Origin of the sequence: Nocardia sp. NPDC127606 (assembly GCF_042671725.1) — a bacterium.
Lineage (GTDB): Bacteria > Actinomycetota > Actinomycetes > Mycobacteriales > Mycobacteriaceae > Nocardia.
Window position 1 is genome coordinate 216,223 of sequence record NZ_JBHXWQ010000008.1, and the last position, 13,461, is coordinate 229,683.

Sequence of the window (13,461 nt, forward strand, 5' to 3'; positions counted from 1 at the left end):
ATGTTCAGTATCGGAGATTTCGCCAGGCACGGTCAGGTGTCGGTGCGCATGCTGCGCCACTACGACGCGGTGGGTTTGTTGCCGCCCGCCAGAGTCGACGCGGCCACCGGGTACCGCTTCTATACGGCAGCGCAGCTGGCTCGGCTCAACCGGCTCATCGCACTGAAAGAGCTCGGGTTCACGCTGGAACAGGTGGGCAGAATGCTCGAGCCGGGGCCCGACGCGGCAGAACTGCGCGGCATGCTCACCTTGCGCCGCGCCGAGTTGGAACAGCGGATCGCGGCCGACCGTGCGCGGTTGACCGAAGTCGAAGCGAGACTCCGAATCATCGAAAAGGAGGGCGTCATGCCCGATCAGGATGTGGTGATCAAGTCGGTGCCCGCGGTCCGGGTGGCCGAATCGTCCAGCTGGGCTTCGGGATTCGAACCCCAGGCGATCAGCCCGGTGATCGGGCCGCTGTTCAGCGAACTGTCCGACCGGCTCGCGAAGGCGGGGATCACGATCGCGGGTCCCGCGATCGCCTACTACGACGCGCGGGACGACGGGACTGTAGGCGTGCACGCCTGCGTGCCGGTGAACGTGGAACCCGCTGCGGCACCGGACTTCTCGATCGTCGATCTGCCCGCGCTCGAACACGCCGCGACCACCGTCTATCGCGGAAACGTGAGCGGGATCGGTGCGGCGTGGCAGGCGCTCGGTCGCTGGGTCGAGGACAACGGGCATCGCACCGGCGCGTCCGTCCGCGAAGTCACCCTGGAATGGACGCCCGACCCCGATGGCTGGGTCACCGAACTACAGGAGCCTCTCGCCCCGCGGTGATGTCAGGTCGGCGGTCGGCGCGTACTCGCCTGACTTCAAGCGGTCGCGGCTTCCTGATCGGCGGACGACCAGGACAGCTCGGACGCCACGGCATCCAGTAGTTGGGCGGCGAGCGCGCCGCCGCCCAACCGGCCGATGGTCAACCTGCCGAGGTAGGTGTAGACGAGGAAGGTGACAGCCGCGGACGCCCCCGTCGACGGGCGGGGGTGTGCGGAGAGGTAGACGATCTCGTAGTCGTCGAGAATCAGCCCGGCGGGGGCGCGGAACGTGGGCACCGTTCCGGTGTTGGTGAGCGCGATATGCCCTGCGGTGGAGTGGATTCGATCGGGACCGAAGAAGTCGGGGAAGTGCAGAACGGACTGTTCGATCACCCCGTCGGCCAGGTCGTTGTGCAGGCTGGTGCCGATCCGGCGGGCGAGCACGATGAGGTCCGCGGTGTCGGCGGCGTCCGTGGCGAACGCGGCCAGGCCGGACAGGTTGGTGCCCGCTTCCGCGGCGACCGCCGGGTCGAGGCGCCTGCGCAGGTCGACCGGGTACACACACGACACGCGGTCCGCGCCCGAGAGATCGCTACAGGCCCGCAACACCGCGGCGGTGACCAACCCGTTGACGCTCACCGCGTGGGCGCGAGCCATCTCGAGCACCCGCGCGGTCGCGACGGTATCCAGCTGAATCCGCGCAGGCCTGGCCAATGTGGCCGGTGCGGCTTCAGACCGCTCGACCCCACTCACCGAATCGGTGACGACGAGCGGACGCGCCACCGTCTCGAGCCCCGACCGCCGCCCGCGCCGGATCCCCCGCTGCGCCAGCAGCACCTCGAGCGACGCCGGATACTCCCCCGTCCCACCGGCCGCGGTGTCCGACTCGGCGACGACGGCTGCGGTGTCCGCGATCTTCCCGGTCTCCACATAGTCGGTGTAGTAGCCCCACAGCCGCGCGAACAGTTCGACGCAATGCCCCGCGTCGGCCACACTGTGGTGCACGAACAACGTGACCCGAGCCCGATCCTCTTCGGCGAGAACCACATCCAGATAGGCCAGCTGGGCGCCGGGATCCATGGACTCGGCCGGAATCCGCACCTCGTCGGGATCGCCGAAACTCACCCACGCGCCGACGGCCTCGATATGCCCGGGACGCAACAGGATTCCGTTCTCGTCGGCATCCTCGACGATCCGGCACACCAGAATCGGAAACCGCCGCTGCAATGCCGCGAAGGCCGCGCCGAGCCCGGCCGCGTCCAGTTCCCCGAGCACCGTGACCGACCGTCCGGTGAAGGTCGCGTGCCGCACGAATCGTTGTTCCGACGGGTCGAGCGCCCGCACCACGTCTTCCGGTTCCCACAGCACAACGAAGATCGTGAGGCAAGCGCCCACCCAACGCAAACCGTCAGCTACGCGGTGTGATCAACCGCCCAGCGCGCGGATGCGAAAGAACCCGCACCGACTTGCCGGTGCGGGCTCCCTCGACCTGACGTATCAGGCGCCGATCAGTCGCGCTGCCAGGTAGGACTCGACCTTGTCCAGGGCGATGCGTTCCTGGGCCATCGAGTCGCGCTCGCGGATCGTCACCGCGTGGTCGTCGATGGTGTCGAAGTCGACCGTGATGCAGAACGGGGTACCGATCTCGTCCTGACGACGGTAACGACGGCCGATGGCGCCCGCGTCGTCGAAGTCGACATTCCAGTTGCGACGCAGCTGGGCGGCGAGGTCCTTGGCCTTGGGGGTCAGGTCGGCGTTGCGCGAGAGCGGCAGCACTGCGGCCTTGACCGGCGCCAGACGCGGGTCGAGACGCAGGCTGATGCGCTCTTCGGTGGTGCCCTTCGCGGTCGGCACCTGGTCGACGGTGTAGGCGTCGACCAGGAACGCCATCAGCGAACGCGTCAGACCGGCGGCCGGCTCGATGACGTACGGCGTGTAGCGGTCACCGGTGGCCTGGTCGCGGTAGCTCAGGTCGACGTTGGAGTGCTCCGAGTGCGTCTTGAGGTCGTAGTCGGTGCGGTTGGCGATGCCCTCGAGCTCGCCCCATTCGCTGCCCTGGAAGCGGAAGCGGTACTCGATGTCGGTGGTGCCCGCCGAGTAGTGCGACAGCTTTTCCTTGGGGTGCTCGAACAGGCGCAGGTTCTCGGGGTCGATGCCGAGGTCGGTGTACCAGGACAGACGGGTGTCGATCCAGTACTTGTGCCACTCCACGTCCTCGCCCGGCTTGACGAAGAACTCCATCTCCATCTGCTCGAACTCGCGCGTGCGGAAGATGAAGTTGCCCGGCGTGATCTCGTTGCGGAAGCTCTTGCCGATCTGGGCGATGCCGAACGGCGGCTTCTTACGCGCGGTCTCCTGCACGTTCTTGAAGTTGACGAAGATGCCCTGTGCCGTCTCCGGACGCAGGTAGTGCATGCCCTCTTCGTCGTCGACCGGGCCGAGGAAGGTCTTGAGCAGGCCGGAGAAGTTACGCGGCTCGGTCCACTTGCCGGGCTGACCGGTATCGGGATCGTTGATGTCGGCCAGGCCGTTGGCGGGCGGGTGGCCGTGCTTGGCCTCGTAGGCCTCGATGAGATGGTCGGCGCGGTAACGCTTGTGCGTGTGCAGCGACTCGACCAGCGGATCGGAGAAGGTGGCCACGTGGCCCGAGGCCTCCCAGACCTGGCGCGGCAGGATCACCGAGGAGTCGAGGCCGACGACATCGTCGCGGCTGGTGACCATGGTCCGCCACCACTGCCGCTTGATGTTGTCCTTCAGTTCGACGCCGAGCGGACCGTAGTCCCACGCCGACTTGGTGCCTCCGTAGATCTCACCGCACGGGTAGACCAGACCCCGGCGCTTGGCGAGGTTGGCAACGGTGTCCACCTTCGACTTGGGTGCCACGCGAGATTTCTCCATCCACTGCGAGTCGGAATTGTTCGGCATGCCGTACCGGTGTTCGATGCGGCCTACCGTACGTAAGTGGGTCCAGCGTATCGGGACGCGTCCAGTGGGTTTGCAGCAGCCGAGGTGTCCGCGCGGCGCGTCATTTGACATGCGCAATTATGCATATCAAAATGGAATCTGTTTCCATTAAGGAGTTGGTTGATGACCACCGAGGCCGCGCCCGCGCACCCGCACAACCCGTACCACTCCCCCGCCCCCGCCGCCGTGCCGTCGCGCACGGTACTCGAGGACGCGGGCGAGCTGCTGCGGGCACTGGCCGCGCCGGTACGCATCGCCATCGTGCTGCAGTTGCGTGAGTCGCCGCGCTGCGTGCACGAGCTGGTCGACGCGCTCGGCGTCACCCAGCCGCTGGTCAGCCAGCATCTGCGCATTCTCAAATCGGCGGGTGTCGTACACGGCGAACGCTCGGGCCGCGAGGTGCTCTACGAACTCGTCGACGATCATCTGGCGCATATCGTAGTCGATGCCGTCGCGCATGCCGAGGAAGGGTAATCCGTTGGCAGACAACACCTCCGCGAAGCAGGTCGGGGTCCGCAGCACTCGTCAGCGCAGCGCCATCTCGGCCCTGCTCAACAACATCGACGAGTTCCGTTCGGCGCAGGAATTGCACGACGAGCTCCGCAAACGCGGCGAGGGCATCGGCCTGACCACCGTCTACCGGACTCTCCAGTCCCTGGCCGACGCCGGCATGGTCGACGTGCTGCGCACCGACACCGGCGAATCCGTCTACCGCCAGTGTTCGAGCGGCCACCATCACCACCTGGTGTGCCGCCATTGCGGGCGCACCGTCGAGGTCGAGGGCCCGACGGTCGAGGCATGGGCCGAGACCATCGCGAGCGAACACGGCTTCACCGAGGTGAGCCACACCCTCGAGATCTTCGGCGCCTGCCGCGAGTGCGTGCACAGCCGGGCCGATGCGGACGAGGACGAGCCCGCCTCCGTGTGACTCACGTCACATAATGGAACCTTTGCTTCGCGAGCCCCGTCCAACCTTCACGAAGGGACCGGTCCGCTCGGGCGCGTAGTCCTCTCGGCATCGAAGGAGGGGGCATCGTGAGTGGGACCCTGGGCGTCGAGCCCGATCAGTTGAGGACCATGGCGACGACCTGGCGTCGGGAGGCAGCCGAAGTCGACGCACTGAGCTGGGCGGCCGCGAGCGAGGCCACCGGCGACGGCAGTGACGTGCTCGCCGCCGTACGCGGACTGTCCGACCCGGCTTCGCAGGCGATGGACTCGATCGCGACCCGATACACGACGCTGGCCGACCTCGTCGACAAGTTCTCCGCCGATATCCAAGCCAAAGATGCCGAGACCGCGGGCGAGATCGGGAAGCTCGGTACCCGCTGATGCGGCCGACCATCCCCCAACTCGACACCTGGAATCTCGAAGGCCTGCACCGCGCCGGGGAAGCCGCCCGTGCCAACGCCGACACCCTCTCGACCTCGGTCGACGACTGCTCGCGCGCGGTCTCGGCGGCGGGTGGCTGGTACGGGCAGACCAAAGACGCGGCCTCGCGGCGCATCGACGAGGAAGTCGATCACGGCTACGAGGTCCGCACCGTGCTGCTCCGCGTGGCCGACGATGCCGACGACGCCTATCAAGGCTTGAAGCACGCCAAAACCTATGTGCTGGAACAGAAGAACCTCGCCGTCGGGCAAGGTTTCGTGGTCGCGCCCGACGGCCGGGTGACCCATTCCGATCCGGAAGAGGAAGGCGCCGCGGGAGTTTTCCAGCTCAACCTGCTCAGCGGGTTGGACGAGCTCGAACGCCTCGACAACCTGTTCGGCGCCAGGCTGCGGGAATCGATGGGCGACCTCGGGGCGATGCGCGACGGGCAGCCCGACATCACCCTCGCCGACGGTTCGATGCGGGACCCGGACGCGGTCGCGATCCAGCTGGCGTCGATGTCGCCGGACGATCGGGCGACCTTGCTGGCCGGGTTGAGTCCCGAAGCGCGACGTCAGCTGGTGATCGCGGCGCCGGAGAAGCTGGGCAATCTGAACGGGGTGCCGTTCGTGATGCGGATCGAGGCCAACGAGATCAATGTCCGCAATGCGCTGACGTCGGAGAAGGCCAAGCCGAATCGGGACGAATCGCGGGTGAAGCAGTTGGAAGCGATGCTCGCGCCCATCCCGAATCCCGAAGGTGCGGGCACGCTCGACACCACCGCCGCCGCGACCGGCGATACAGCGACACCGCAACTGGGCATGGTCGACCGCAAGTTCGTCATGTTCAGCACCGAGGGCAACGGGCGGATGATCGAGATGGTCGGTGAGGTGAAGTCCGGTGCGCCCGGTGTGGGGGTGTATGTGCCCGGCACCAGTACGAATCTCAACGGCTCGGGGTCGAATCACGTGGCCGCGTGGAATCTCGCCGATCAGACGGGCGGCCCGATCTTCCTGTACATGGAGGGCGACTTCCCGCAGAGTCTGACCAGCCTTTCCGACGGGGCGCCCAGCCCGAAATTCGCGGCCGATATGGCGCCGAAGCTGGTCGACTTCGGACGAGAAGTCGACCGGGAGGTCGCCGCCGGTGCGCCGGGCACACCCGTGTCCTATGTGGGGCATTCCTATGGTGGTTCGGTCGTCGGTTCCGCCGAGCAGTTGGGTCTGCGGGCCGACCGGGTACTGCATGCCTCGTCGGCGGGAACCGGTGTGTTCGAAGGTGGTTGGAACAACCCGAACCCGGATGTCCAGCGCTATTCGATGACCGCGCCCGGCGATTTGATCGGCGTGGTGCAGTCCTATCCGGATGGCGGGCTGACCGTTCCCGGCGGGCTTCACCTTCCCGGCAATCCGCACGCCTCGGAAGTTCTCGGTGGCGATCCCGATGAGGTACCCGGCGTGACCCGGCTCGACACCGGGTTCTACGGCAGTGACATCGACAGCCACAGCCGTGGCGAGGTCGTGTTCGGAACCGACGGCCACGGGAAGTACTGGGATGACCCCCAGTCGACCGCGTTCAACAACATCGCTGGAGTGATCGCGGGGACCGACGCGACCGCTTACGTCGAACGCGGGATCGAAACCCGTTGGGTGGATGTGGGTCTCGGCGACAACGGCAACGGCGGTAAGGAAGCGTTCGATGCCGGACGTGCCGCGACAGCGGGAGCGGTCTTCGACGTCGACGACCCGTACGCGAACCCGCGCGTCACCGACAACCCCCAACGTGGCGAACCGATCGATATCCCATGAGAAGGCTTGTCGTGATCTGCGCGATTCTCGTGATGCCTGCCTGCTCGGCGTTCGTCGATGATGGTCCGTCGAACGACACGATCAAGAGCTCCACCGGCCTGATGGTGACCGAGGCGTCACAGATCGTTGCAGACAACTTCGAACTGATCTCACCGAACCCGCACCCGGTCGAGGTCGGCGCCGTAAGACTGGGCAACGGATGCCGCACCGACCCGAACACGCTGAAAAGCTACGGTCCGCCGTACACACCGCACTACCAAGAGGTGGTGCTGAATCCGTCACCGGAGTACATCGAGACAGCGCTGGCGAACCTCGAGGCGATGACCGCACGTGGTTTCACGCGACAGGAAGGCATCCCCGGCGACGACCCGGCGAGCCGGGTGTATCGCGATTCACGAGGGTTCGCCGTGTACAGCATCCGGGACAAGACCGTTCGCGGCGAGGTCGAGTTCACCTTGTTCTCCTCCTCCCCCTGCGCAGCGGAGTAGGCGTGACCTTTCGCGATGCGCATCAGCGTGACTACGATCTTCGGAGCGGGGACGTCATGAACGAGCACCGGTTCTGTGGGAGGGACGAAGACATGGCAGTTCGAGGTGCGGCGGCGAGGGTGTTCGGCGTTGTCGTGGTGGCGGGGTTGGCTGCCGTGGGGTGCGGGGACGGTGAGCAGGGGACGGCCACTCCGCAGACGAGCGGTGTGAGTGTGGCGGCGAGTCCCACTTCGGTGGATGCCGAGGCGAAGGTGTGGGATCCGTGTTCGCTGCCGGATTCGGCTGTCAGCGAAGTGGGCCTGAACGTCGCGAGCGAGAAGAAAGACGTTGCGGGCGTGGACTTCACAGGGTGGAAGATCTGCAGCTGGATGGATCCAGGTAAGCAGTTCAGCCTGGCAGTCATGTCGTCGGAACACACTCTGGCCGAATCGCGGGCGCGTACAGATTTTTCGGACTGGAACTCGCTGACCGTCGGATCCCACGCCGCACTCGAGTTTCGACAGGCCGGCGCATCCCACGACCTGTCATGCTTCGTTGCCGTAGAAGTGCCGGCCGGATCTGTCATGTTCAGGTTCCAGAATCGCGTCAGCGCCGACAATCCTTTGCCTCCGTGCCCCGAAGCCCGTCGATTGAGCGCCGGTCTGGTCCAACACCTTCCAACGGTATGAGGGAGTGATCGCAATTGCACCTCAGCATCGACCCCGCCGAGTGGAATCAGCTTCTGAGCCAGGCGAATGCAGGGCAGCTCTCGCTCGACCCCGAGGTCGGCAAGGATCTCGACCGCGTGTGCGATGACCACCTGGACCGACTGGAAGAGGTCTTCGAGCAAGTGGCGATCGTCAGTGCGATTTCCGGTTTCGGCGACTTCAACTCGGGTAGGACGTTGGAGCGGAAATTCTCCTTGACTGCGTCCGGAGGCGACCGCCCACTGGACGAAGTCCTCAAGAAGCACATCGAGGCCGTGCAAACAGCCAAAGAGGTTGTGGCCAAAGCGATTGCGAACTTCGTCGCCCAGGACGAAGCGACCGGTGCCGAGATCTCCGCGACAGGAGAACACCTGTGACCTACGAGGACTACAAGAGCAAGGTGATCGCAGCTCAGGAGCAATGGAATACCGAGCGGGCCAAGATCTACGACCGCCAGCTCGCGGGCAACTACGCCACCATCTTCGGCGGCGACATCCAGCCTCCGCACATCACCACCCCTGACAACTACGACAGCATGACGCTCGAGCAGATGCAGGCGGCGGTCGCGGCGATGAAACCGCAGCTCGTCGATGACGCGGTCACCGCGTGGGCGAATATCGGTGGCGCGCTGATGGGCACCTTCACCGGCTTCAACCAGCAGTTCGCCCGCACCGTCACGGGCGCGGGCGGCCACAGCGGTTGGACGGGTGCGGCAGCTTCCGCCGCCGTCGCTGCCGTGAACAATTATGCGCAGCAATCGATTCCGCTCTCCCAGGCGGCGACCGCGATCAGTCTCAAACTGACCGAGATGCGCACCGGGATCGAGCAGACCCAAGCGTTGATGCCCGGCCTCACCGAGCGCACCAACGTCACCGGCAAGACACTGCCCGCCGACGGTGTGATGAAGGTCGACGACCACAACCGCGACGAAGCCACCCAGGAGGGCAGGCGGATCCTTCGCTCCGTGTACAGCCAGGTCGCCGGCCAAACCGACAACGGCGTGCCCTTCTTGCCGACCGCGCCGACCATCGCCGGCGACGACGGCGGACCGGGCAGCAACGGTGATACGAATGCCATTGACACTCAAGATGATTCGACCAACGGCGGCAATGAAAACGAGGACCCGTCAGCGGGAACGTCGGGCGACGGCGCGACACCTGAGGGATCCGGTGCCGAACCGTCCTCCACCACAACCTCTTCGACCGATTCCGGCTCGACCACTCCCCAGAGCACCACCACCACACAGCAATCCGCCACCCCCACCACAACAGCTCCGAACACCACCGCGTCTTCCAGCCCTGGCGTAACCACGCCCGGCGTCGGCACACCCGGCGCCCCGGGCATCGGCGCCCCCGGCTCCGGCAGACCCACCGGCAACGGGTCCGGCGGGTCGAGTACCCCGCGCGGCAGTGGCACCCCGACCAGCTCCACTCCCGGCCGAAGCACCCCTGGTACCCCGTCCCCCGCTGCCGCGGCAACGACCGGAACCCGTGCGGGCACCTCCGCCGCCGGTCGCGGCGCAGCGGGCGTGGGCGGCATGGGCGCACCCGGCGCAGGTCGCGGCAACTCCGACGACGAACGAACCAAGGGCATCCCCGACTACTTGATCACTCAGGAAAACGGTGACCTCCTACTCGGCGCGGACCAGATCAGGACCGTGCCCCCGGTGATCGGCGGAGACGACGACAGTGCACCGCGCTGAATTCACCGGCATCGAATTCGAGATCCTGTGGTCCGGCTACGGCCGTGACCGTCTGCCGTACCCCCTCCAATACCGCACCGACATCGCCGAATTCGACGAGCTGAAGCAGCACCGGGAAGCCGCGGTGGACGCCCTCCTCCGCAAATACGACCCGGCGGTGGAACGCGCCCTCGCCGTCCTGCTCGACCCCGAGGCCAGGGTCGAATCCAAAGGCTATGTGGGCCAGGACAACGCGAATATCATCCGCTTCCACGGCGCGATCCGCGGCGCGATCGGCGCCACCCTGCACCAGGCGCCGGGCACCGCGGAAGACACCGGCGCCGACGTCACCCTCACCTACTGCACCCCCAGCCAGGTGGCAGCCCTGACGGTCGCGGCCCTCCCCCGCACGAAACCGGGCAAGAAGGCCCCGGTCGAGGTCCGCCGAGACCACCTGTCCGCCGAAGAAGACCATTTCGAATACCGCGCGGGCCGCCTCAGCTCGGCCGACCAACTCAACAGCATGTTCCACCGCCCCCGCCGAGCCTTCGGCGAAATATCGGCCCTCTCCGGCCCCGCCCTCGACTCGCGCCCCACTCCCGCCCGCACCTTCTGGTGGATGGACTACCCCGACGGCCGCTACTACGTGAAAACCGGCGACCCCATCGTCGCCGAACCCCTCCCCACCGACCGCATGATCGCCGGCATCTACCGCATGCTCACCCGAGCCCAGCGCTACCACCAGGAATTCGGCACCGACGACTACCGCACGGGCTAGTCGGCTCACAATGCACCGATTACGCGCCTATTCGCTTCAGATTTTGCAGCGAATAGGCGGTGGCGTCACCTGCTGCCCCGGCTCACACCGGGATTTCTCGCCACGGACGCAGTGGTATCTCGCTCCGGAAAGCCTCTATGGCGGCAGCGACTTCGAATGGGCTGGCGGCATGCTCGATGTGACTGCGATAGCGGACGCGCTGGGCGACAGCATCGAGATCGAATCCCCACACCATCGACATCAGCGGGTTGATGAAGAGTTCAGCGTCAACGGCCCGGGTGCGGTCGAGCGAATGATGGTCGCCGAACTCCCCGCGGGCCGCATCGGTGATCGACGCGCACACAATGCTCTCGCGGCCAGGTGTATGGCGCTGTACCCAGGAGACGACGTCGAGCCAAGCGTCCACAGCCGGAAGTCCAGGCGTCAGCGCGAACACCCCGTGGTAGGCACCGGCTTTGGCGAGAGCAGCTACGTTCTCCAGAAAGTGGGCATGGCAGACGCCATGGAAGGCGTCGACACCGAACCCGACGCAGACAGCGAGCTTGACCGGTATGTCGAGCGCTGAGGCAGCCAGCAGACTCGTGACATCTTCCACGGGCGTTCCGAGGCCCGCCTCGTCACCGGTCATCAGCAGATCGGTACCGCCGTCGACGAGCACGATGCCGTCGAGGTCCAGCTCGCGCGCCAGCCATGCGTAGGCGGCACGAACCGAGGCGGTGCCGCCTTTGCGAATCATGAACACCTTGTCGGGGTAACCATGGTCGGCAAGCCGAGTAGCAACATGCTTCTCAGGAAAATAATCCGATTGCCCTTCCGTGGCGGCATCCACCTCGAACAGACCCGGTGCGACCGCACGTGCCGTGGTGCGGGTCGCGGCGGTAAAGGTGAGATTCGCCAGGAACACGGTCTTCCCCCGCTCGCGGAGAGCGAACGCGATCGGCAGCCCACTGAGTAGATCGAACCCACCGCCTGCGCCGACCACGAGGACGCGTTCGGCATCAGCGAGTCGAATCAGTACTGAGGTGTCCAGCAGTGAAGGGGTGCGCATCCGCGTTCTTACCGCGTCGAACCCGTCATAGCCAAACGCTCCGCACGAGAGTTGTTCGTGCGGAGCGTTTCACGGAGATGGTCAGACGGGTACGGCCACCGGTTCGGGAGATGCGGTAGGAGTGGTCGCCGGGCGGGCGCGGAGGGCGCCGAGGCCGAGGAGAGCGACTCCTCCTGCGGCCCAGGCGAGGAGGACGGTGAGGGGGGCGAGGGCGTCGGCACCGTCGAAGTAGGCGACCGAGCGGAGGAGGGCGGCGGCGGCGCCCGGGGGAAGCAACTGGCCGAGAGTGCCCCAGGGCTGGGGCAGAAGTTCGGGGGCCGAGGTGGCGGCGGAGAACGGGTTGCCGACCAGCAGCATGGTGAGGGCGCCGAGGCCGATGCCGGGGCGGCCGATGGCGGCGGCCAGGCCGACGATGACGGCGGCGACGGTGAAGGAGGCCAGCCCCGCGATGGCGGCCAGTTCGAGGTAGGAGCCGGGCAGGATCGAGAGCCAGGTGTGGAAGATCAGGGTGCTCAGGAGCCCACCCGCGATACCGAACGCGGCCAGCCCGGCTAGCCGGGCCCCGAAGGCGGGGATCAGCAGAGTGAGCAGGACGCCCGCGGCCATGCCGGACATGACCAGTGGCAGGACCATCGAGCCGAAGCCCGCGCCGCGCTGGTCGTCGGGATCGATGGCGATCACGTCCTCGACGGGAGCGACGGGGATACCGCTGAGCTGTTGCGCGACGGCGGTGAGCTGCTGGGCGACAGCGGGCGAGGCGGCGGAGGCGACCAGGACCTGCGGTGCGCCGTTGCCGGTGACGATAGCGCCGTAGATCTCGTTGTCGGCCATCGCGTTTCGCGCCTGCTCCGCGTCGGCGACGGTGGTGATCTCGAAGGCCTCGGGATCGCGCTGCCGCAGTTGCTGGGCGACCTGGGCGGAGCCGGGACCCGCGACGGCGATCGGCAGATCACGCGGGCCGATATTGACGGCGGGCCAGGCGAAGGCGATGAGCATCAGGGCCTGGATCGCGGTGGCCGCGAGGCCGAGAGCTACTGCTCGGCGGGTGATCGTCATGCGGTTTCTCCCCTTAAAGCGAATGTTCGTTCTTTTTGATGTTCCTACCGTGACACCGCCCACCTCGCTTGTCAAGAACGGACATTCGTTTTACTTTTGACCCATGCCCCGAGTCAGCGAAGAACACCTGGAACGCCGCAGGCAGCAGATCCTCGACGCCGCGCAGCTGTGCTTCGCCAGGAAGGGCTTCCACGAGACCTCGATGCAGGACATATTCGCCGAATCGCAGATGTCGGCGGGTGCGGTCTACCGGTACTTCACCAGCAAGAACGAGATCATCGCCGCGCTCGTGCACCGCACGATGGGGCCGCTGCGCGAGCGGCTCGCCGAGATCATCCGCACCGAGACCCCACCTCCCCCGGCGGAGGTGATCCGACTGCTGACCACCGAGATCGTCAAACGCAGTGGGCCCGAGGGACCACTGCGGCTCGCTCCACAGGCGTGGGCGCTCGCGCTGGTCTCGGATGAGGCGGCCGTCCCGGTACGCGCGGCCATCGCGTCGATGCGCGCGCTGTGGTTCGAGTACGCGGACCGGTTGTGCGAGTCCGGCTGGCTGCCGCCGGGCACCGATTCCGACGCGATCGCCAAAACGCTCATCGGGCTGCTGCCCGGCTTCATCCTGCAGCATCTCCTGCTCGCCGACGTCGACCCGGAGGATTTCGCTCGCGGTCTCGAGGTCATGCTCCCGGGACCACCACACCATCCCAGGTGAGCAAGGACACTGTTGCCACTGCCGCCGAACGGGTAGGTTCGGGTGCGGCAACCGGAGGGGGTCCCGAGCGCCGGA

15 protein-coding genes are annotated in these 13,461 nt (G+C 66.5%); 11 read left to right on the forward strand and 4 right to left on the reverse strand.

Annotated features, from left to right (window positions below):
* On the forward strand, nt 1-819 hold the full coding sequence (locus ACFVJ5_RS29065; protein WP_379224920.1) for a MerR family transcriptional regulator: 819 nt from the start codon (nt 1-3) through the stop codon (nt 817-819).
* A gap of 35 nt (nt 820-854) precedes the next feature.
* Here the strand turns inward: ACFVJ5_RS29065 and ACFVJ5_RS29070 are convergent, their stop codons facing one another.
* Together ACFVJ5_RS29070 and ACFVJ5_RS29075 are read right to left on the reverse strand one after the other, a co-directional pair.
* Nucleotides 855-2,165: an acyltransferase gene (locus tag ACFVJ5_RS29070; RefSeq protein WP_379224922.1), complete on the reverse strand. Its 1,311-nt coding sequence runs from the start codon at nt 2,163-2,165 to the stop codon at nt 855-857.
* A gap of 129 nt (nt 2,166-2,294) precedes the next feature.
* Nucleotides 2,295-3,695 carry a glycine--tRNA ligase gene (locus ACFVJ5_RS29075; RefSeq protein WP_379225115.1) on the reverse strand — a complete coding sequence of 467 codons (1,401 nt, stop codon included), beginning with the start codon at nt 3,693-3,695 and terminating at the stop codon, nt 2,295-2,297.
* Nucleotides 3,696-3,884: 189 nt separating this feature from the next.
* Here ACFVJ5_RS29075 and ACFVJ5_RS29080 point away from each other — a divergent pair, with 189 nt between their 5' ends.
* The 9 genes from ACFVJ5_RS29080 to ACFVJ5_RS29120 all read left to right on the forward strand — a co-directional run bounded on the left by ACFVJ5_RS29080 (nt 3,885) and on the right by ACFVJ5_RS29120 (nt 10,570).
* Nucleotides 3,885-4,235: a helix-turn-helix transcriptional regulator gene (locus ACFVJ5_RS29080; protein ID WP_067456316.1), complete on the forward strand. Its 351-nt coding sequence runs from the start codon at nt 3,885-3,887 to the stop codon at nt 4,233-4,235.
* Entirely contained in the window at nt 4,219-4,689 is a 471-nt protein-coding gene (locus tag ACFVJ5_RS29085) for a Fur family transcriptional regulator (RefSeq protein ID WP_379224924.1), read from the forward strand. The genes ACFVJ5_RS29080 and ACFVJ5_RS29085 overlap by 17 nt, the downstream gene beginning before the upstream one ends.
* 107 nt (nt 4,690-4,796) lie before the next feature.
* A complete protein-coding gene (locus tag ACFVJ5_RS29090; RefSeq protein WP_379224926.1) occupies nt 4,797-5,090 on the forward strand; it encodes a type VII secretion target in 294 nt (97 codons plus the stop codon).
* A complete protein-coding gene (locus ACFVJ5_RS29095) occupies nt 5,090-6,937 on the forward strand; it encodes an alpha/beta hydrolase (RefSeq protein ID WP_379224928.1) in 1,848 nt (615 codons plus the stop codon). The genes ACFVJ5_RS29090 and ACFVJ5_RS29095 overlap by 1 nt, the downstream gene beginning before the upstream one ends.
* Entirely contained in the window at nt 6,934-7,425 is a 492-nt protein-coding gene (locus tag ACFVJ5_RS29100) for a hypothetical protein (RefSeq protein ID WP_379224930.1), read from the forward strand. The genes ACFVJ5_RS29095 and ACFVJ5_RS29100 overlap by 4 nt, the downstream gene beginning before the upstream one ends.
* Before the next feature lie 2 nt (nt 7,426-7,427).
* Nucleotides 7,428-8,093, forward strand: coding sequence for a DUF3558 domain-containing protein (locus tag ACFVJ5_RS29105; protein ID WP_379224932.1), 666 nt, complete (start codon nt 7,428-7,430; stop codon nt 8,091-8,093).
* A 14-nt stretch (nt 8,094-8,107) separates the two neighbouring features.
* Entirely contained in the window at nt 8,108-8,488 is a 381-nt protein-coding gene (locus tag ACFVJ5_RS29110; RefSeq protein WP_379224934.1) for a hypothetical protein, read from the forward strand.
* Complete coding sequence (locus ACFVJ5_RS29115; protein WP_379224936.1) at nt 8,485-9,813, forward strand: hypothetical protein; 1,329 nt, start codon at nt 8,485-8,487, stop codon at nt 9,811-9,813. Before ACFVJ5_RS29110 ends, ACFVJ5_RS29115 begins: the two co-directional genes overlap by 4 nt.
* On the forward strand, nt 9,800-10,570 hold the full coding sequence (locus tag ACFVJ5_RS29120) for an ESX secretion-associated protein EspG (protein WP_379224938.1): 771 nt from the start codon (nt 9,800-9,802) through the stop codon (nt 10,568-10,570). The genes ACFVJ5_RS29115 and ACFVJ5_RS29120 overlap by 14 nt, the downstream gene beginning before the upstream one ends.
* Before the next feature lie 82 nt (nt 10,571-10,652).
* Here the strand turns inward: ACFVJ5_RS29120 and ACFVJ5_RS29125 are convergent, their stop codons facing one another.
* On the reverse strand, nt 10,653-11,618 hold the full coding sequence (locus ACFVJ5_RS29125) for a DUF1152 domain-containing protein (RefSeq protein ID WP_379224940.1): 966 nt from the start codon (nt 11,616-11,618) through the stop codon (nt 10,653-10,655).
* Between the two features lie 81 nt (nt 11,619-11,699).
* Nucleotides 11,700-12,674, reverse strand: coding sequence for a hypothetical protein (locus ACFVJ5_RS29130; protein ID WP_379224942.1), 975 nt, complete (start codon nt 12,672-12,674; stop codon nt 11,700-11,702).
* 103 nt (nt 12,675-12,777) lie between these two features.
* Between ACFVJ5_RS29130 and ACFVJ5_RS29135 the strand changes: the two genes are divergently transcribed.
* A complete protein-coding gene (locus ACFVJ5_RS29135) occupies nt 12,778-13,386 on the forward strand; it encodes a TetR/AcrR family transcriptional regulator (protein WP_379224944.1) in 609 nt (202 codons plus the stop codon).
* Nucleotides 13,387-13,461 lie beyond the last annotated feature (75 nt).